This window comes from Bacillus sp. BC08 (assembly GCF_054326875.1).
In genome coordinates this window covers 100,209-117,361 of record NZ_JBTGPA010000035.1, presented here as the reverse complement: position 1 = coordinate 117,361, position 17,153 = coordinate 100,209, and the positions used below count along the sequence as shown (strand labels likewise).

The following is a 17,153-nucleotide window of genomic DNA, read 5'->3' as shown; positions in this document are numbered from 1 at the left end:
AAGGAGACAAACCAATGATCGGAATACTAGCAGGAATGGGACCAAAATCAACTGGTCCATTCGTTGATACAGTTGTAGCAGAGTGCCAAACAATATACGGAGCAAAGCATGATATGGACTTTCCTCATATGATGATTTATTCTTGTCCAACACCATTTTATATGGATTGCTCTATTGATCACGAAGCAATGAAAAAGGCGATTATTGAAGGGGCGCAAAAGCTTGAAAGTACTGGCGTAGAATTTATCGCTATGCCGTGCAATACGGCGCATCTTTATTTTGAAGAGTTACAGTATTCTCTGTCCATTCCGATTTTAAATATCGTCGATGAGACGTTACAAGCAATTCCTGAAAATACAAAAAGAGTTGCTCTTCTCGCAACAGAAGCGACAGTTCAAGCTGGTATTTATCAAGGCGGGATTGCAAAACGTAATATAGAGTACATTCATCATGAAAAATGGCAGGCAATGATTAATCAAATTATTACTTATATAAAAAGCGGAGAAGTTGAAGAAGCCCGCAAATTATGGAGCACGCTCGTTTTACAATTGAGAGATGAAGTTGATACCGCAATTATCGCATGTACTGATTTGAATGTTGTGGCGGGTGAGGATTTTGTTGATTCTGCTCAATGTCTTGCTGAGGCAGTTGTTAGGGTGTATGTATCTAATAAAAAGAAATCTTCGTAAACATAGAAAACATACTTTCTGAAATGTGGTTTATGTTTGATGAAAACCCCAAAAACTTTTAACATTTTTCACAATTCCTTCAAAATATCCACACTTAATCTCGCTATATTAAAATGAGGAATCTATTCATATAGGGAAGGTTAGGGGAACAGAAAGTATGAAAGTAAATCGTTCGCTTCATTACATTTTTTGGCGTTGGCATTTTTATGCTGGGCTTTTTATTACGCCGCTTCTTATTACGTTGTCACTGAGCGGAATTGGGTATTTATTTCGGGAAGAGGTTGAAGATTTCATCTATAAAGATTTATATTTTGGGGAGAGCGCCCAAACAGAGTCTATTTCGATGTCTGATTCTATTTCCTTAACAGAGAAAAAATATCCACATTATAGTGTGACGAAAATTAGTGAGTTTAATGGGGATTATAATACGAGACTTACGATTGCAAATGAATACACTGGACAACAAAAGTATGTGTATCTAGATAGTAATAATCAAATTGTTGGGGATCAAAATGCAAGTGAAACGTTTGCGAATATAATGCGGGAATTACATAGTTCTCTTTTAGTTGGTGGCACTGTCGTCAATTATACTGTAGAGCTTGCGGCATGCTGGACAATCTTTTTAATTGTGACTGGATTGTATATGAGTATACGCCAATTCAAAAACATACCCGCATCCAATAAGCGAGAAAAAGCAAAACGACGTCATTCTATTATCGGTATTATATTTACAATTCCACTCGTTCTGCTAGTTGCATCTGGATTGCCATGGTCAGGATTTATGGGGAACCAAATTTATAAAATCGCATCGTCGAATGAATCGATTGGATATCCAAAGTTGTATATGGCACCGCCTGAATCAAAGGTAAAAGAATTGCCATGGGCAACAAGAAAAGAAGCTCCTCCTGAATCGAATTCAAATGAACCGAAAGCAATTTGTGTCGATGAATTACAAAAAGAAATTGAAATAAAGAAGCCATATGTTATCTCATTACCAGCTGATCCGAAAGGTGTATTCACCGTTTCGAAATCAAGCGGTTCCGGTATTACAGGTATGGATGTGGCACCAAATGAAGAAATAACAGCTTACTTTGATCAATATAGCGGAGAACTCATTTCAAAAACGGACTATCGTGATTACGGCTTATTTGCACAATGGTTCACTTACGGTATCCCGCTTCACGAAGGACATTTATTCGGATGGCCAAATAAAATATTATGCTTACTAACGACATTATCTTTATTACTTCTCATTTATTATGGAATAAAAATGTGGTTCGCAAGAAAACCAAAAGGAAAATTAGCAGCACCGCCAAAGCAAAGAGATAAGAAAAGTATATTCGTTTTCTTTATCATGATGGTTATGCTAGGCGCTGTCATGCCTTTATTCGGACTATCTGTTTTAGTTATTTTCGCAATTGAACTTCTTATATATGTATTTGCAAAAATACGATCATAATGAAAAAGCATTTGTACTCTCGTGTACAAATGCTTTTTATTTACTATTTTCTTTTTTTCTACCACTCATTAAAAAGACAATATCTACTATAATAATCAATGCAATAATAACTTGGGCTACATAATCCATCGTTGTAGGACCACCAGCTTTATTCATCATCACATACATTCCAGTTACAAATGAAATGGAAAGTAGCACGAGTAATGTTACTTCAATATGGTCATATAACTTTCGAAACAATCGCTTCATTCCCACCACCACCTTTACCATATTATAAGAAAAAACCACTCTACAAGAGTGGTTTTCTTCATCACTGCGCCATTTTCTTTCGGTACATCTTCCCGTTCCAATAGAAGAATCGTGAAGTGAGGCCTCCGTATTTTACAATGCGCCGCGCCATTTTGTGCATATTCTTTTGTGCTGATACTTTTTGATCTGATAAATAAATACCAAGTAACCCTCGGCTTATGAGACGATGAAACTTCGCATGAGGCAAATCACCAATGCTCTTCTCTGCTTCTTCTACAAAATGTTTCATACGATCTAATATCGCTTGCTCGTTTTCATAATAACTACAGAAATTCAAATCCCCGCCTATACGGTCTTCTTCTTGATCGATGAAATAATCAAGTAAAATGTGAAGTCCTTGTACGTAAGGGAAGTATCCTTGTCTAATTTTCGCAATATCTTCATCATGTAATTCATCATGAAATGCATATGCTACAAGACAGAAGATTCCAAGTGTAGAACCAGCACATGCTGAAAATTCAAACCAACTCATCTCTGGTAAGTTTTCTTTATGTGCTTCAAACCACGTTTGTAAGCGTGGTTCTCTTTCTTCTAACTTCACGTGTTTATGAATTTGCAAATCACAATAATAACAAGCAAGTTCATGAAGAACAGGAGCAATTTTGTCATAGTGCTTCGTTTTCTTTAAAACATCTTGGCATGTTTCAACAAGTTCATCTAAATAACCACCATCGTCTTGATCATCACGATAGCGATAATAATTACCGCCACCTTCTACTTCAGGTGATAATGCCATTAACATAGATTCATGCAGTGCGGCAAAATCATTTGGGTCAAGTGATGTACTGCGGTCACATAAATTATCTAAATAATCGCTGATTGTTTGATACGCTACGATAAAACGAATGCATTCCTCTCGGTGCTCATTTGCTAGCAGTGCTAAAATACCACCGCCTTCGCAATGAAACGTTTTATTCTCAATACTTGCGATTGCCTGACTATGAAGCTCATCATTCGGAATATGGTAGGCACGCTCTTTCCACACCGCTAGCTCATGGTGTACTACCGGAAACACATCACGGTATACTTTCGCCATGAGCGTTATGGGATTACTCGGTACGTTCACTTCTTCCTTCATCTCCTCTATTCAATGTACAAATAATTTACTTATTTGTTTCTATTATGTTATTGATGCGTATTTCAGTAAATGACTGAATATAATTCAAAATTTCATCACGCTCATACTCATTTAATAACTCGTGATAACAATTCGGCCATTCTTTAAAAGCCTTATCACTCATTTTAACATTATCAAACCACATGCGGACACGTGTTTTATCTACAAGTTTATCCTCACAAGCCTGCATTAGCAAGAGCGGAACATCTGGAAAATCATCTATTTTTTTATGAGCAATTTCGATAGACTTAATCAATTCACTATACCAACGTACTGATACTTTGCGCAAGAACAATGAATCATTCTCCATCGCGTCCCGAACTTCATGATTACGAGTGGACATTTCCACTGTAAGATTCGTTGCAAATTGCAATTTTGGTGCAACAACATTTAATATTTTTGAGGCAACTTGAAGCGGTGCTGAAGGTCCAGCTACTACGCCTAAACATGGCGAACTTAAAATAATACCGTCTACATCTTCTCTCTTCGTTTCTTGCATCATACGAATGACAATAAGACCACCCATACTATGACCAAATATAAAAATAGGTAACCTATACTTTCTTGCCTCTTTCACCCACAATTTAACTTCCTCTATGTATTCATCAAATGAATCAATATGTCCTCTATTTCTTGAAGTCGTTCCATGTGACGGAAGGTCCCCCATTACGACGTGGTAGCCGCTATGATTCCATATTTCCGCAACGGATTCGTAACGTCCGTGATATTCCATTGCGCCGTGCACGATAACAACGACAGCTTTCGCTTCCTCTGCTTCATAATTCCACATACGGCTCTCCTCCATTTCACTCTTTCTCATAATTTGATACACTAAAACTAGTCTCTAGGAAAGGAAGGCTTTACATGATATACCCTTACAAAGAAAAAAATCCGAAAATTGCGAGTAGTGCTTTTATCGCTGACTATGTTACCATTACAGGCGATGTTTCCATTGGTGAGGAATCAAGTATTTGGTTTAATACAGTCATACGCGGTGATGTTTCACCAACAATCATTGGAGACCGAGTAAATGTACAAGACCAATGTACACTTCACCAAAGCCCACAGTATCCTCTTATTTTAGAAGACGACGTTACAGTTGGGCATCAAGTTATTTTACATAGCTGTCATATTAAAAAAGATGCTTTAATTGGAATGGGATCTATTATATTAGATGGTGCTGAAATTGGCGAAGGAGCCTTTATCGGTGCTGGAAGCCTCGTTTCACAAGGAAAGAAAATCCCACCAAACACGTTAGCTTTCGGTCGCCCAGCTAAAGTCGTTCGTGAGTTAACAGAGGAAGACCGTAAAGACATGGAGCGCATTCGCACACAATATGTTGAAAAAGGCCAGTATTATAAATCATTACAGAAGTAACTTTTCCAGCTGCCATTAAAGTGGCAGCTTTTTATATAAAGTAAAACTTTAATCAGTGGGGGTTTTCTTCATCCCCCACTGATTATTAGCCCTCACCAATCGGACTTTAATGGGCAGCCCGACCCCCCACCTAACTTCTTTGCTTTCGCTGAATTTTTAGGTGGGGGTCTTACTGCCCATTAAAGCGGGATAAAAACTAACTTTTTCTTTACAAAACATTATTACTCCCTCAATAAAATCTTATTAAAATAAAAGCTAATATCTCCATATATATGTAAACGAGGGAGGAGAATTTTCATGAAGGTCAGTGGACTGTATAAAATAGAATGCTACATTTTCAAAGGAATTAACCGATACTTTGATCAAAAAATATTAAATATCTTTTTCAGCAATATTACTCATATCGGTGGCGCTACTTTCTCAATCACACTCACACTTTTCTTTTTAATTTTTGCAAAAGGGACTTTGCATCAAGCAGCAATCGCAACTGCTATTTCTTTAGCAATTAGCCATATTCCTGTACAAATATTAAAAAGATGGTATCCGCGAAAACGTCCTTATTTAACAATTCAGGATGCGAAATATCCAGTCCATCCATTAAAAGACCACTCTTTCCCGTCTGGTCATACAACAGCCGTTTTCTCTGTCTTCATTCCATTTATTTGCTATAATCCAAACTTACTTGTTTTTCTATTACCTTTAGCATTATGCGTCGGTATTTCTCGTATTTATTTAGGGCTTCACTATCCGTCTGATGTATTCGTCGGTATTTGCCTCGGCACTTGCTCTGGCATCATCTCTTTTTATCAATTCATCCCACTTTTCACATAAAGGAGTGATATGATGAGAGTCGCCATTTTTACCGATACTTTTACACCACAAGTCAACGGGGTTGCGAAAACATTAGAACGATTAACACGTTACTTTCAGAAAGAAAAGATCGCCTATTCTGTTTTCGCCCCTCAGCATACAGCTGAAGATGATTTCGTAGCCAATGTGAACAAGATGAGAAGTATCCCGTTAACCATATTATATCCAGAATGCCGCTTTTCTTTTCCTACTCCGCGCATTAAACGAGAACTTCTTTCCTTTAAACCTGACATTATTCACATTGCTACACCTTTCAACATGGGACTTTGTGGATTGTATTATGCAAAAAAGTTAAACATCCCAGTTGTCGGTTCTTATCATACTGATTTCGATGCTTATTTACGCTATTACAAAATCGAATTTCTCTCTAATATGCTTTGGAACTATTTAAAATGGTTTCATAGTCATATGCAAAAAAATTTCGTTCCTTCCTTTGAAACGTTACACCAACTAAAAAACAAAGACTTTCAGGCCCTCTCCATATGGGGACGTGGTGTAGATTGTACACTCTTTCATCCATCTTACAATACAGACCTATTCCGAAAAAAATATAATATTACAGCGAAGTATGTCCTTTCCTACGTTGGACGGATTGCCCCTGAAAAAGATATTGATACATTGCAACACCTTATCATTAAAACAGCGCATACTCGAAATGACATTCATTGGCTCATCGCGGGAGACGGCCCGCTAGCAACAAATTTGCGTGAAGCTGTTCCGCGTGCAAATATCACTTTTACTGGATATTTACAAGGAAAAGATTTAGCTGAAGCATATGCCTGTTCTAACATCATGGTATTTCCATCCGCTACTGAAACGTTCGGAAATGTCGTACTCGAATCACTTGCATGTGGTACACCTGTCATTGGTGCAAATAGTGGCGGGGTTAAAAATATTATTACAGATGGAAAAACGGGAGTTCTTTGTCCCCCAAAAAATGAGGACGCATTTCTATCATCCATTTATTCTTTATTGCAAAATGAAGAGCAACTTACGCAAATGGGCATAACGGCTTCGTCTTATGCCCAATCAAAAAGCTGGGATGAGATCTTTCGTGGCTTACTTGACCAGTATAAAGAAGTCCTTCAGCACACCTCATCAGAGTTACTTGCTTAAACAGAAAAACTCCCTTCAAAAATGAAGGGAGTTTATTACATGGTCATAAATTTTAGTTTAATAAATGATACATAAGGTGAAGTATCACATTATTCCTATATTCATTATAACAAAAAGATACATAACTAAACAGACTTGTAATAAAAACCCATAAAAATTAATATATGGTTATACAGTATTTTTACTGTATGATGATTTTAAGAAATTCCCCTTAAAATCAACTTACTCAGATATCTTTATACAGTAATTGTTCCCCAATTTCTGTATATCAAAAAACCTTTCATTCATTTGAAAGGTTTTTTTGAGCCTGCATATATTCTTCTTTCGTATTTACGTTCATAAACCAATCCGCATTCGCTTGTACATCTTCTCCAGAAACATACTTCACATTACATTGTGATAAAAGCTGGCCCATACTTCTTTTTTCTTCCTGAAGCAAAGCATAAACCTTCTCTTTCACACGGTTATGATACGCTGCAAGTAACGGTTGTTTCCTTCCATTAATAATAGGGACAACCGCATCATATTCATTGCTCGTTTGCTCTAGTAAAATGGTAAACCATTCATGCGAAACATTTGGCGCATCACAAGGCATAATAGCATACCAATCTGCTTCTATATATTCCATTCCTGATACAATTCCAGCAAGTGGTCCATTTCCTTTATAATGCGGAATATCTTCTATAACAGGAACTTGTACAAGTTCCTCTACTCGCTCTTTTATATCGGAGTTACTAATGACCACAACTTCTTGTAACGCAGTTGTCATCACTTTCAAAATCTGCTCAATAAAAGTACTACCTTGCCAGCTCGCTAAAGCTTTCGGCTCACCGAATCGACTCGACATACCGCCCGCCAATACAATTCCAACATACTTACTCATTGGCGATGCAGCTCAAATGTAATATGACCTAATTCCGGTAAAATTAATTTATTCATCGCAAGGCGAACTGCTCCGCTAGACCCTGGCATAGAAAAGACAACTTTGCGCCCAATTGTACCGCCAATCGCTCTACTTAACATTGCGCTGCTTCCGATATCTTCTAAATAACTAATCATGCGGAACAACTCACCAAACCCGACAATTTCTTTATCTAATAAAGCTGATACTGCCTCAATCGTCACATCACGTTTCGTAATGCCAGTACCGCCATTTGTTAACACGACATCAACATCTTCCCTATGATAACCAGCTAACACCGCTTGCTGAATACTTTCTTTATCATCTTTTACAATTTCATAAGAGGTCACTGTATGCCCTGCTTCTTTTAACAATTCATGTAGTAGTTGTCCGCTCTTGTCCGTCTCTTCTGTACGTGTATCGGAGATCGTTACGATTTTGCAACGCACTTCTTTCGGTGCTTGTTTTTTATGTTCAGTTACGCTCATTTTTCATCTTTCCTTTCATTTAACTTTGTAAAATTATGTATAAATTAAAGAATTCAATATGATACAATATAAGTATATTTATCCATATAAAGGAGCTTTACATGATTCAAAATATGACACGATACGTACCCATTATACCATTCCTAATTATATTATCCCTTTTTCAATGCATCGCTTACAGGTTCGATATTAACTTTTTAAAATTGTATGTGCTTATGCCTGATGGTGGTATTCGCTACTATTTGACTAGCACATTAATCCCTCTCGTACTTGCCTATATAGTAGATTTTATATTCAAACGTTCTATCTCTAAATAAGGAGGTCTACATATTATGGAATTTTATAAAAAATTAACAACAACATTTATCCTCTTATTCGTCGCTTCCATTACTGTTGGCTTTTCTTTAAAAGGCGCAATTCCATACGCTACATTAGTAAGCATTATATTCGCAACACTATTTTTACTAAGCAGTGCCTTTTGTGCAGGAAAAGCACGCCAACTGAAAGGGTGACCGTCTATGTTCCGCAAGAAACCTATCCTTTGTAAATCATGTAAAAAAGAAATACAAACGTATGAAAAAGCATACATTCATACGCCATTTCCGGCAAGTGGTATGACGAACATGAAAAAGTACATTGAGCTAGAAGGAGAAGTTTATTGTGGTTCTTGCATCCAAGTAGTAAATAAAACAAAATAAAAAAAGCTTTGCGCTCACGGCGCAAAGCTTTTTTTCATATATTATAGACCAGCTTGCTCTTTTAAAGCTACAGCTTTGTCTGTACGTTCCCATGTTAGATCTACATCAGTACGTCCGAAGTGGCCGTAAGCTGCTGTTTGTTTGTAAATTGGGCGACGTAAGTCTAGCATTTTAATAATACCAGCTGGGCGAAGATCGAAGTTGTTACGAACTAGTTCTACTAGTACGTCTTCAGATACTTTACCAGTGCCGAATGTATCAACTGAAATTGATACTGGTTGTGCTACACCGATTGCGTATGCAAGTTGTACTTCTGCTTTATCAGCAAGACCAGCTGCTACGATGTTTTTCGCAACATAACGAGCTGCATATGCTGCTGAACGGTCAACTTTCGTTGCATCTTTACCAGAGAATGCACCGCCACCGTGGCGAGCGTATCCACCGTAAGTATCAACGATGATTTTACGTCCTGTTAAACCAGCATCACCTTGTGGTCCACCAATTACGAAGCGGCCAGTTGGGTTAATGAAGAATTTCGTTTCTCCATCCATTAATTCTGCTGGAACTACAGCTTTAATTACATGCTCTTTTAAATCGCGATCGATTTCTTCCCATGTAACATCTGGATGATGCTGTGTAGAAATTACGATTGTATCTACACGTACAGGTTTACCATTTTCATCATACTCAACTGTAACTTGCGTTTTTCCATCCGGACGTAAGTATGATAATGTATCATCTTTACGTACTTCAGTTAAACGGCGAGCTAATTTGTGAGCAAGTGAGATTGGAAGTGGCATTAACTCTTGTGTCTCATTACATGCGAAACCAAACATTAAACCTTGGTCTCCTGCACCAATTGCCTCAATCTCAGCGTCAGTCATTTGACCTTCGCGTGCTTCTAGCGCTTGGTCAACACCCATAGCGATGTCAGCAGATTGCTCATCGATAGATGTTAAAACTGCACAAGTTTCTGCATCGAATCCGTATTTTGCGCGTGTGTAACCAATGCCTTGAATTGTTTCACGAACGATTTTTGGAATATCTACGTAAGTAGAAGTCGTAATTTCCCCCGCTACCAATACTAAACCAGTTGTTACAGTTGTTTCACAAGCTACACGTGCATTTGCGTCTTTTGATAAGATCGCATCTAAAATTGAATCAGAAATTTGGTCACAAATTTTATCTGGATGTCCTTCAGTTACAGACTCAGATGTGAACAGATGACGTTTTTTTGTCATGTGGTAAACCTCCCTACAGTAATTGTATATATTGTACGGAACTCATCCTTAATTTGCCACAAACTGCGACATACATTTATTCTCCCACAAGCATACAGAAAAACCTTTCCCACTTTACATAGAGGAAAGGTTTAATTTGCTACTTGCATACTGCTTTTTGCCCTTCGCTCTTATCGTTCGAGACCTGTAGCCTCGCACAGGTTTTAGCACCTATTCACCTGTATTTACCACTACAAGTGAGGTTGCTGGGCTTCATCGGGCCTGTCCCTCCGCCAGCTCGGGATAAGAGAGTATCCGTCCCAACCTATACTAAAGAAATGATATTCATTTGTCAATTAATATTCACATTTTCCTGAAAGTTTTTCTCAATACGCCTGAAATGAAATATTAATAAGGAAATAATGCATTCACACAAACAAAAAGAAATAAATAGTATACATTATTTATATAATTGTGTTATACTCTTGTTGGGGATTACGAGAAATATTTCATTAAATGAAAAGGATGGTATATAAATATGAGTACTGTGAATGTCCAAATTGGTTTACACGAATTATTGAACGGAAGCAATGCACAGATTCAACTAAGTGTTCCGCAATTAGTGGAAAAAGTATTAATGCGAAATGAAGGGAAATTAACTTCTACTGGTGCCGTTTCTGCTTCAACAGGAAAATATACAGGACGTTCTCCTAAAGATAAATTTATTGTGAAAGAAGCATCGGTTGCTGACAAAATTGCTTGGGGAGCAGTGAATCAACCGATTTCTGAAGAACATTTTAATAAATTATATACTAAAGTTTTAGAATACTTAAAAGAAAAAGAAGAGTTATTCATCTTCAATGGATTTGCAGGCGCTGACCGCAATTACCGCCTACCAATCCAAGTTATTAACGAATATGCATGGCACAATTTATTTGTACATCAATTATTCATTCGTCCAACTGAAGAAGAATTAACAACTCATGAATCAGAGTTCACAATTGTTTCTGCACCGAATTTCAAAGCTGATCCAGCTGTTGACGGTACAAACTCTGAAGCATTCATTATGGTTTCATTCGAAAAACGTATCGTACTAATTGGTGGTACAGAATACGCTGGAGAAATGAAAAAATCAATCTTCTCTATTATGAACTTCTTACTACCTGAACAAGATATTCTTTCTATGCATTGCTCTGCAAACGTAGGTGAAGAAGGCGACGTAGCACTATTCTTCGGTTTATCTGGAACAGGTAAAACAACATTATCTGCTGATCCAAACCGTAAATTAATCGGTGATGATGAGCATGGTTGGTCTGATAACGGTGTATTCAATATTGAAGGCGGTTGCTACGCAAAATGTGTAAACCTTTCTCACGAGAAAGAACCACAAATTTTCGATGCAATCAAATTTGGATCTGTTTTAGAAAACGTTATCATTAATAACCAAACGCGTATCGCAGACTATAACGATACTACTTTAACAGAAAATACTCGTGCTGCATACCCTATGCATGCGATCGACAATATCGTACTGCCAAGTGTTGCTGGACACCCAAATACAATCATTTTCTTAACTGCTGATGCATCTGGCGTATTGCCTCCAATCAGTAAGTTATCAAAAGAACAAGCTATGTATCATTTCTTAAGTGGTTACACTAGTAAACTAGCAGGAACAGAGCGCGGCGTTACATCTCCGCAAGCAACATTCTCAACTTGCTTCGGTTCACCATTCTTACCACTTGATGCATCTCGCTATGCTGAAATGCTTGGTGAAAAAATCGAGAAACACGATGCGAAAGTATTCTTAGTAAACACTGGCTGGACTGGTGGCGAATACGGCGTTGGTAAACGTATGAACTTAGGTTACACTCGTGCAATGATTCAAGCAGCATTAAGCGGCGAACTTGCAAAAACAGAAACAGCTAAACATGACATCTTCGGTCTTGAAGTTCCACTTCACGTACCAGGTGTACCTGACGAAGTGTTAATGCCTGAACAAACTTGGGCTGATAAAGCTGCTTACAAAGCAAAAGCAATCGAGCTTGCGAGCGAATTCAAAGAGAACTTCAAAAAGTTCGACAGCGTTTCTGAAGATATTATTAACTTAGGCGGTCCAATCGCTTAAGTACAAACTTTCTGTTGGAATAACCCTTTTTACTCATATGAATAAGTGTCGTGTAACCGTAAAGTTCCGCGTACTCACCGACAAAACCCAATGCGGCTTAACGGTTACACACACTTACATAAAAAAGAAGCTTACGTTTTTTACGTAAGCTTCTTTCTATATCTTCTCTCTTCATCCGTGATGTAGTTCGGAAAAATTACAGAAAATTCATTTTATAATTATTCGATTTTCGTTTTTTATGATAAAATTTACATATACAGGAAAGGGTGAGTCCTATGAAAAATTTGTCTCGTACAGGAAAAATTTTATTCAGTTACGGAGCGATCCAACTATTTTGGGGACTTGTGATGCTTAACGTTAATTTATTTCAGCATACAAGTGAAACGATAAAATATATTATTCTAATTACTGGAATAACTTGTTGTATTATATCCACCTTTTTAAAGAACCTAAGTAAGGGTCATACTAATACGTAATTTCATATCAACTTATTGGAAGCAGAAACCTGCATTTTATACAAAGTTACGCTTCCTATTGTAATATCATCACTGATCCCAGATTAACCCATTTTTACATAGACGAATTACGGCTTCGAATATATAAATTATATCCCTACTCACTACCTCTCTCGTTTCACATCGCATGGGGCTAAAACAGTCTTTTATCTTTTTAGCTCTTCTTTAATTCTTTTTCATCCTTCATACTATAGTAACCTAAATTAACAACAATTAAGAAATAGCCACCCATAATCCCTACTGCAAATGCCCACATAACCATATGATGTTCAATTTCGTACATAATAACAGCACCCAAAATAGCTGCTGCAAAACGATTAAACATACCAAGCGTCGGTGCTTTCGTTTTCTTTACGATACTATCTCCAAGCTTCTCAATTCGTCTCCCTAAAAGCCAAACACAATACATACTTACAATAAGTCCAATTCCTGCACCTAGAAAATGAGCTGAAAACGGCGTTAACATCCAGCCTAGTAAAAGAAAACCTAGTAAATAATACGATTGAATTTTAAACGATCTTAATGACATACTAATCATGCTGTTCTCCTCTTCAGTAATTTTTATCCCGCATTAACGGGCAGTAAGACCCTCACCTCAAAATTCAGCGGAAGCAAAGAAGTTAGGTGGGGGATCAACTGCCCGTAAAAGCCCGATTGGTTCAACTAATAATCAGTGGGGGATGCCCCCCTCCACTGATTAAAGTTTCACTTTATCTATCCAACAAAAAATTTCTTTCCAGTTTATACTACTTACATCCATTTCACTCAAATTAAAAACAACATAAACAGTATGTTTATGTTGTTTTTAATGTTTTTAGGAAATAATATTATACAAGATTTCAAACATCATATTCTCATAATTTGTGACGTTTTTCCAAACATTTTTCGTCCATTTATGAAAAAAGTGATATCAATCTATGAACATACGGATATGATGTAATAAGCACACAAATAAAGGGGGCGTCTAATGATTTATTTTTTAATGGCTCTCATTCACCTCATTATCCCTGCACTTATTGGACTTTCATTGTATTGGTACACGAAAAATCATAGTATTTTTTACGCTGTCCTCGGTGTTCTTCTTCCAGGTATTATTCTTATCACACTCTTCCGTATTCCATTTTTAAACTTAATTCCACTTATTACTGCTATCTTATTTCTCGTCTTCTTACCAAAAATAAAAAAATAGGAAAGCAGATCATAGGTGATCTGTTTTCCTATTTTGATATAGGCTCCCCCGCAATAGAATGAATTTTTACTTTCTCCGATTTCACAAGCCATAGACCGGAGAAAATAATAATGCCACCGATTATTTGTTGAAACGATACATATTCATTTGCCCATATAGCTGCAAATAAAACAGCTACAAGTGGCGTTATATACATATATACCATCGTATGTGACGCTCCAATTTTTTGAATACCAACATACCACATCACTAAACCAAATACTGTTACAAAGAAAATCGAATATAGTAAAGCAAACAGTGTCATTCCATGTGTAATGTGAAATGGCATTATAAACACGTATGGACCGCTTAACAATAAAAGCGGAATCGCGCCAACTAATGCTGACCATGCGGTAACACGTAATGCTGAATATTTTTTAATTAATGGACCTGCTAAGACAGGATAAAGCCCCCAGCATATTGATGCAATTAGCCCCATTCCATTTCCATAAAAAGAACTAGCAAGTGAATGTCCTGCTACTAAAACTAATGCTGCACCGCCAAAGGCAATGATAGAACCGATAAACTTTCGAGAAGAAAACTTTTCTTGTTTCAAAAAAATCGCAAATAAAGTTGTAAAAATAGGTGAAATAGAAATGAGTAAAGAGGCATTTGTAGCGGATGTATATTTGACAGTTTCCATAAACAATGTTTGATACAGTACAATACCTACAACGCTAACGATGATTAATCTAGGTATATCCTTTCGTTCCATATAAACCGACTTTTCAATAAAAAAGGTAAGGAGTAACATAAGCGGTGCCGCCGATATCATCCGAAGTGCAGTAAACTCAATTGCTGTAAATTCTAAAAGCCCATATTTCGCAATCGTAAAATTGATCCCCCAAATAATAACGACTGTTAAAATTAAAAATTCAATCCCCCATCTTCTCATGCGTATCCCCTCCGCAAATAAGATTATACAGAAAATTCAATCATATGTACATTTCATTATGTGAAAAAATCTTTGTATTACATGGAGAGTTTTTCTTCGGTACATAAAATTATATCAGCGGTTTTTCGAATATATCGACTTATACAATTAAAAAAGGTGGTTCCAAAACACATTTTGGAACCACCTTTCCTTTACTACACTCGAACGTGTAACTTCATATTTGGATTATAAAATTGACTCGGGCTCTTCAACTGAAAAGTGCCTCCACCTTCATGCCAATCAACTGTTAACTTATCATCCATAAATACAAGCTTTGTGCGATCTGCAATAAAATTCATTGCGCTAGATTCGATATCCACATCGCGCTCATCTTTTTCTGCTACAGCTACTAAATCGATAATTCCACTCATGACACAACCGCAACCTTCATTATCGTAAAATAACTTTATATATTTCGCTTCATTTGGAATCGTATCCATAATCTTTTTATATGCTGCTTCTGTTACAGTAACGTACATATGTTAATGCTCATCCTCTCTCGTATCATTCATATATTGTACCACTATTTTTCCAAAACATTGTATACAGAAAATTAAGACTAATATACGATGTATGTCATAAAGGAGGTTGTATCACTCATGTTCAAATTACTGCGATACCCCATCTTCTTAGGGCTACTCGGTAGCTTTTTTATTTCTAGCGGAATCGTATTACAACATATACTTCCCTATTCTCCTTCTATTGGCTGGATTTCAGGTTTTATTTGTTTCCTATCCGCTTCCTATTTTGCTATGAAAAATAAGAAAAACTAACCAGGCGGAATTCTGTTAAGCAGGAAAAACAAACATGTCACTCATCGTTAGATCTAGCACAATCTATTTCTCCCCTATTTTTGAAATCTAGACATACAATACAATCGAACACACAAAAATATAGAATTCATAATATGTATATAGTAATTCTATTTTTAAAACTAGTTTTTCAAAATATAGAAAGGAGAACATACATGTACCCACGTAATTGTTTTAGTTGCGACGGCAGACGCAACAGTGGCTCTACCGGAAACACCGGGCCCACTGGTAGCACGGGACCTTCCGGCATCACTGGACCTTCGGGCTCTGTCGGGCCTTCCGGAGCTGGTTTTCAAAGTACTACCGCCTTTAGTCTAGCAGCCGCTCCCACCTATAAAAAAGGACAAGTTGTCACTTATACGAGCAGCGGCTATGTTGTAAAAAAGGATGCACCTCAAGGATTTCCAAATGTATCTCCAGATTATATCGTATTAGTAGAAAGTGGGCCTACTGGAAACACTGGATCTACCGGCAGTACCGGACCTATGGGTAATACTGGACCTTCTGGTAGTACTGGACCTTCCGGCATCACTGGACCTTCCGGCATCACTGGACCTACGGGTAATACTGGATCTACCGGCAGTACCGGACCTATGGGTAATACTGGACCTTCTGGGAACACTGGACCTACTGGGAACACTGGACCTACTGGAACTGTAGGTAGTGCATCAGCAAAAAGTATTGTTTTTCAAGGAACAAATGCTGGTTTTCAACGTATAGCGGGTTCTCCTGGAATTGACTCTAATGTTATTCCGTATGTCACTGCTGGAGCCGGTAGTATAGTTGGATTTTCTGCGTCTATAAATATAAATAATTTACCTGCTGCTGTTTATACGATTAATATTTGCAGGAATGTCCCAACAAACCTCACTGCCCCTACGTCTAGTTACATCCTATCTACTATTACCTTAACTACCTCTGACAAAATTACCGGAACTATGATATTTTCAATTAAACCGACGGATACTGGATCAGGACAAATTCAAGTGTTTAATCCCACTCCAGCGGTAGGTCCCGCTACTGTAATTTGGACTAGCGTTACAACTGGAAACCCAGTTTCGAGAGGAGATGCTATATCCCTTTATATTACCCCTGGCATTACTGCAAGTGCTGTATATTCTATTTTTCTAATCACTAATATTTAGTACCTTCTTAACAGTAATTTATTTAACAAAAAAGGCCCCAATAATTGGGGCCCAACAAATAGAAATACAAATGAACTAAAACAAATAACAGACAAGTTCATTATATACTGTCATTGTAAATAAATCCATATATTGGATTTATCAATTATA

Annotated in this window: 21 protein-coding genes and 1 riboswitch; of the genes, 12 read left to right on the top strand and 9 right to left on the bottom strand. The window is 37.2% G+C overall.

Annotation, left to right across the window (positions count from 1 at the left end):
- Positions 1–14 precede the first annotated feature (14 nt).
- Both ACXVYO_RS18640 and ACXVYO_RS18635 read left to right on the top strand, forming a co-directional pair.
- The gene (locus ACXVYO_RS18640) at positions 15–689 is read left to right on the top strand and encodes an aspartate/glutamate racemase family protein (protein WP_458468164.1); all 675 of its coding nucleotides are present in this window, start codon (positions 15–17) and stop codon (positions 687–689) included.
- A gap of 157 nt (positions 690–846) precedes the next feature.
- Positions 847–2,148: a PepSY-associated TM helix domain-containing protein gene (locus ACXVYO_RS18635; RefSeq protein ID WP_458468163.1), complete on the top strand. Its 1,302-nt coding sequence runs from the start codon at positions 847–849 to the stop codon at positions 2,146–2,148.
- Positions 2,149–2,184: 36 nt separating this feature from the next.
- Here the strand turns inward: ACXVYO_RS18635 and ACXVYO_RS18630 are convergent, their stop codons facing one another.
- Genes ACXVYO_RS18630 through ACXVYO_RS18620 form a run of 3 tightly spaced genes read right to left on the bottom strand, consistent with a single transcriptional unit; the run spans position 2,185 to position 4,364 of the window.
- Positions 2,185–2,418: a hypothetical protein gene (locus ACXVYO_RS18630; protein ID WP_458468162.1), complete on the bottom strand. Its 234-nt coding sequence runs from the start codon at positions 2,416–2,418 to the stop codon at positions 2,185–2,187.
- 40 nt (positions 2,419–2,458) lie between these two features.
- Positions 2,459–3,523 carry a tetraprenyl-beta-curcumene synthase family protein gene (locus ACXVYO_RS18625; protein WP_001102483.1) on the bottom strand — a complete coding sequence of 355 codons (1,065 nt, stop codon included), beginning with the start codon at positions 3,521–3,523 and terminating at the stop codon, positions 2,459–2,461.
- A gap of 37 nt (positions 3,524–3,560) precedes the next feature.
- Positions 3,561–4,364 (bottom strand): alpha/beta hydrolase, encoded by an 804-nt coding sequence (locus ACXVYO_RS18620; protein ID WP_048562035.1) that lies wholly within the window; start codon positions 4,362–4,364, stop codon positions 3,561–3,563.
- A 74-nt stretch (positions 4,365–4,438) separates the two neighbouring features.
- Between ACXVYO_RS18620 and ACXVYO_RS18615 the strand changes: the two genes are divergently transcribed.
- The 3 genes from ACXVYO_RS18615 (at position 4,439) to ACXVYO_RS18605 (ending at position 6,937) form a co-directional block, all read left to right on the top strand.
- Positions 4,439–4,951 carry a gamma carbonic anhydrase gene (locus ACXVYO_RS18615; protein ID WP_000640199.1) on the top strand — a complete coding sequence of 171 codons (513 nt, stop codon included), beginning with the start codon at positions 4,439–4,441 and terminating at the stop codon, positions 4,949–4,951.
- A 297-nt stretch (positions 4,952–5,248) separates the two neighbouring features.
- Entirely contained in the window at positions 5,249–5,782 is a 534-nt protein-coding gene (locus ACXVYO_RS18610; protein ID WP_458468161.1) for a phosphatase PAP2 family protein, read from the top strand.
- Positions 5,783–5,794: 12 nt separating this feature from the next.
- Positions 5,795–6,937 (top strand): glycosyltransferase family 4 protein, encoded by a 1,143-nt coding sequence (locus tag ACXVYO_RS18605; protein WP_458468160.1) that lies wholly within the window; start codon positions 5,795–5,797, stop codon positions 6,935–6,937.
- A 280-nt stretch (positions 6,938–7,217) separates the two neighbouring features.
- Here ACXVYO_RS18605 and ACXVYO_RS18600 read toward each other — a convergent pair whose 3' ends face one another.
- Together ACXVYO_RS18600 and ACXVYO_RS18595 are read right to left on the bottom strand one after the other, a co-directional pair.
- Positions 7,218–7,820 (bottom strand): molybdenum cofactor guanylyltransferase, encoded by a 603-nt coding sequence (locus ACXVYO_RS18600; RefSeq protein WP_458468159.1) that lies wholly within the window; start codon positions 7,818–7,820, stop codon positions 7,218–7,220.
- A complete protein-coding gene (locus tag ACXVYO_RS18595; protein WP_000117133.1) occupies positions 7,817–8,326 on the bottom strand; it encodes a MogA/MoaB family molybdenum cofactor biosynthesis protein in 510 nt (169 codons plus the stop codon). The genes ACXVYO_RS18600 and ACXVYO_RS18595 overlap by 4 nt, the downstream gene beginning before the upstream one ends.
- A gap of 332 nt (positions 8,327–8,658) precedes the next feature.
- Between ACXVYO_RS18595 and ACXVYO_RS18590 the strand changes: the two genes are divergently transcribed.
- Positions 8,659–8,838 (top strand): hypothetical protein, encoded by a 180-nt coding sequence (locus ACXVYO_RS18590; RefSeq protein WP_458468158.1) that lies wholly within the window; start codon positions 8,659–8,661, stop codon positions 8,836–8,838.
- A gap of 6 nt (positions 8,839–8,844) precedes the next feature.
- Positions 8,845–9,024, top strand: a complete 180-nt coding sequence (locus ACXVYO_RS18585; protein WP_458468157.1) for a hypothetical protein — start codon at positions 8,845–8,847, stop codon at positions 9,022–9,024.
- A gap of 41 nt (positions 9,025–9,065) precedes the next feature.
- Here the strand turns inward: ACXVYO_RS18585 and metK are convergent, their stop codons facing one another.
- Positions 9,066–10,265 carry a methionine adenosyltransferase gene (gene metK / locus ACXVYO_RS18580; RefSeq protein ID WP_000163120.1) on the bottom strand — a complete coding sequence of 400 codons (1,200 nt, stop codon included), beginning with the start codon at positions 10,263–10,265 and terminating at the stop codon, positions 9,066–9,068.
- Between the two features lie 167 nt (positions 10,266–10,432).
- A riboswitch (SAM riboswitch) is annotated at positions 10,433–10,554 on the bottom strand.
- 228 nt (positions 10,555–10,782) lie between these two features.
- Between metK and pckA the strand changes: the two genes are divergently transcribed.
- The gene (pckA, locus tag ACXVYO_RS18575; RefSeq protein WP_073516812.1) at positions 10,783–12,369 is read left to right on the top strand and encodes a phosphoenolpyruvate carboxykinase (ATP); all 1,587 of its coding nucleotides are present in this window, start codon (positions 10,783–10,785) and stop codon (positions 12,367–12,369) included.
- A 275-nt stretch (positions 12,370–12,644) separates the two neighbouring features.
- Positions 12,645–12,845, top strand: a complete 201-nt coding sequence (locus ACXVYO_RS18570) for a hypothetical protein (RefSeq protein ID WP_458468156.1) — start codon at positions 12,645–12,647, stop codon at positions 12,843–12,845.
- Between the two features lie 193 nt (positions 12,846–13,038).
- Here the strand turns inward: ACXVYO_RS18570 and ACXVYO_RS18565 are convergent, their stop codons facing one another.
- The gene (locus tag ACXVYO_RS18565; RefSeq protein ID WP_458468155.1) at positions 13,039–13,422 is read right to left on the bottom strand and encodes an ATP synthase subunit I; all 384 of its coding nucleotides are present in this window, start codon (positions 13,420–13,422) and stop codon (positions 13,039–13,041) included.
- A 429-nt stretch (positions 13,423–13,851) separates the two neighbouring features.
- Here ACXVYO_RS18565 and ACXVYO_RS18560 point away from each other — a divergent pair, with 429 nt between their 5' ends.
- Entirely contained in the window at positions 13,852–14,073 is a 222-nt protein-coding gene (locus tag ACXVYO_RS18560; RefSeq protein WP_000639043.1) for a hypothetical protein, read from the top strand.
- A 28-nt stretch (positions 14,074–14,101) separates the two neighbouring features.
- On the opposite strand, the gene ACXVYO_RS18555 is transcribed toward ACXVYO_RS18560, so the two are convergent.
- Positions 14,102–15,007 (bottom strand): DMT family transporter, encoded by a 906-nt coding sequence (locus tag ACXVYO_RS18555; protein ID WP_458468154.1) that lies wholly within the window; start codon positions 15,005–15,007, stop codon positions 14,102–14,104.
- A gap of 194 nt (positions 15,008–15,201) precedes the next feature.
- Entirely contained in the window at positions 15,202–15,525 is a 324-nt protein-coding gene (locus ACXVYO_RS18550; RefSeq protein WP_000289561.1) for an iron-sulfur cluster biosynthesis family protein, read from the bottom strand.
- A 90-nt stretch (positions 15,526–15,615) separates the two neighbouring features.
- Here ACXVYO_RS18550 and ACXVYO_RS18545 point away from each other — a divergent pair, with 90 nt between their 5' ends.
- Together ACXVYO_RS18545 and ACXVYO_RS18540 are read left to right on the top strand one after the other, a co-directional pair.
- The gene (locus ACXVYO_RS18545) at positions 15,616–15,819 is read left to right on the top strand and encodes a hypothetical protein (RefSeq protein ID WP_458468153.1); all 204 of its coding nucleotides are present in this window, start codon (positions 15,616–15,618) and stop codon (positions 15,817–15,819) included.
- A 194-nt stretch (positions 15,820–16,013) separates the two neighbouring features.
- A complete protein-coding gene (locus tag ACXVYO_RS18540) occupies positions 16,014–17,003 on the top strand; it encodes a collagen-like protein (protein WP_458468152.1) in 990 nt (329 codons plus the stop codon).
- The last annotated feature ends 150 nt before the right edge of the window (positions 17,004–17,153 follow it).

Bases quoted from the DNA above. Each gene is read 5' to 3' on its own strand.
- ACXVYO_RS18640 (WP_458468164.1), top strand. From the start codon at position 15: ATGATCGGAATACTAGCAGGAATGGGACCAAAATCAACTGGTCCATTC.
- ACXVYO_RS18635 (WP_458468163.1), top strand. From the start codon at position 847: ATGAAAGTAAATCGTTCGCTTCATTACATTTTTTGGCGTTGGCATTTT.
- ACXVYO_RS18630 (WP_458468162.1), bottom strand. From the start codon at position 2,418: ATGGTAAAGGTGGTGGTGGGAATGAAGCGATTGTTTCGAAAGTTATAT.
- ACXVYO_RS18620 (WP_048562035.1), bottom strand. From the start codon at position 4,364: ATGTGGAATTATGAAGCAGAGGAAGCGAAAGCTGTCGTTGTTATCGTG.
- ACXVYO_RS18615 (WP_000640199.1), top strand. From the start codon at position 4,439: ATGATATACCCTTACAAAGAAAAAAATCCGAAAATTGCGAGTAGTGCT.
- ACXVYO_RS18610 (WP_458468161.1), top strand. From the start codon at position 5,249: ATGAAGGTCAGTGGACTGTATAAAATAGAATGCTACATTTTCAAAGGA.
- ACXVYO_RS18605 (WP_458468160.1), top strand. From the start codon at position 5,795: ATGAGAGTCGCCATTTTTACCGATACTTTTACACCACAAGTCAACGGG.
- ACXVYO_RS18600 (WP_458468159.1), bottom strand. From the start codon at position 7,820: ATGAGTAAGTATGTTGGAATTGTATTGGCGGGCGGTATGTCGAGTCGA.
- ACXVYO_RS18595 (WP_000117133.1), bottom strand. From the start codon at position 8,326: ATGAGCGTAACTGAACATAAAAAACAAGCACCGAAAGAAGTGCGTTGC.
- ACXVYO_RS18590 (WP_458468158.1), top strand. From the start codon at position 8,659: ATGGAATTTTATAAAAAATTAACAACAACATTTATCCTCTTATTCGTC.
- ACXVYO_RS18585 (WP_458468157.1), top strand. From the start codon at position 8,845: ATGTTCCGCAAGAAACCTATCCTTTGTAAATCATGTAAAAAAGAAATA.
- metK (WP_000163120.1), bottom strand. From the start codon at position 10,265: ATGACAAAAAAACGTCATCTGTTCACATCTGAGTCTGTAACTGAAGGA.
- pckA (WP_073516812.1), top strand. From the start codon at position 10,783: ATGAGTACTGTGAATGTCCAAATTGGTTTACACGAATTATTGAACGGA.
- ACXVYO_RS18570 (WP_458468156.1), top strand. From the start codon at position 12,645: ATGAAAAATTTGTCTCGTACAGGAAAAATTTTATTCAGTTACGGAGCG.
- ACXVYO_RS18565 (WP_458468155.1), bottom strand. From the start codon at position 13,422: ATGATTAGTATGTCATTAAGATCGTTTAAAATTCAATCGTATTATTTA.
- ACXVYO_RS18560 (WP_000639043.1), top strand. From the start codon at position 13,852: ATGATTTATTTTTTAATGGCTCTCATTCACCTCATTATCCCTGCACTT.
- ACXVYO_RS18555 (WP_458468154.1), bottom strand. From the start codon at position 15,007: ATGAGAAGATGGGGGATTGAATTTTTAATTTTAACAGTCGTTATTATT.
- ACXVYO_RS18550 (WP_000289561.1), bottom strand. From the start codon at position 15,525: ATGTACGTTACTGTAACAGAAGCAGCATATAAAAAGATTATGGATACG.
- ACXVYO_RS18545 (WP_458468153.1), top strand. From the start codon at position 15,616: ATGTATGTCATAAAGGAGGTTGTATCACTCATGTTCAAATTACTGCGA.
- ACXVYO_RS18540 (WP_458468152.1), top strand. From the start codon at position 16,014: ATGTACCCACGTAATTGTTTTAGTTGCGACGGCAGACGCAACAGTGGC.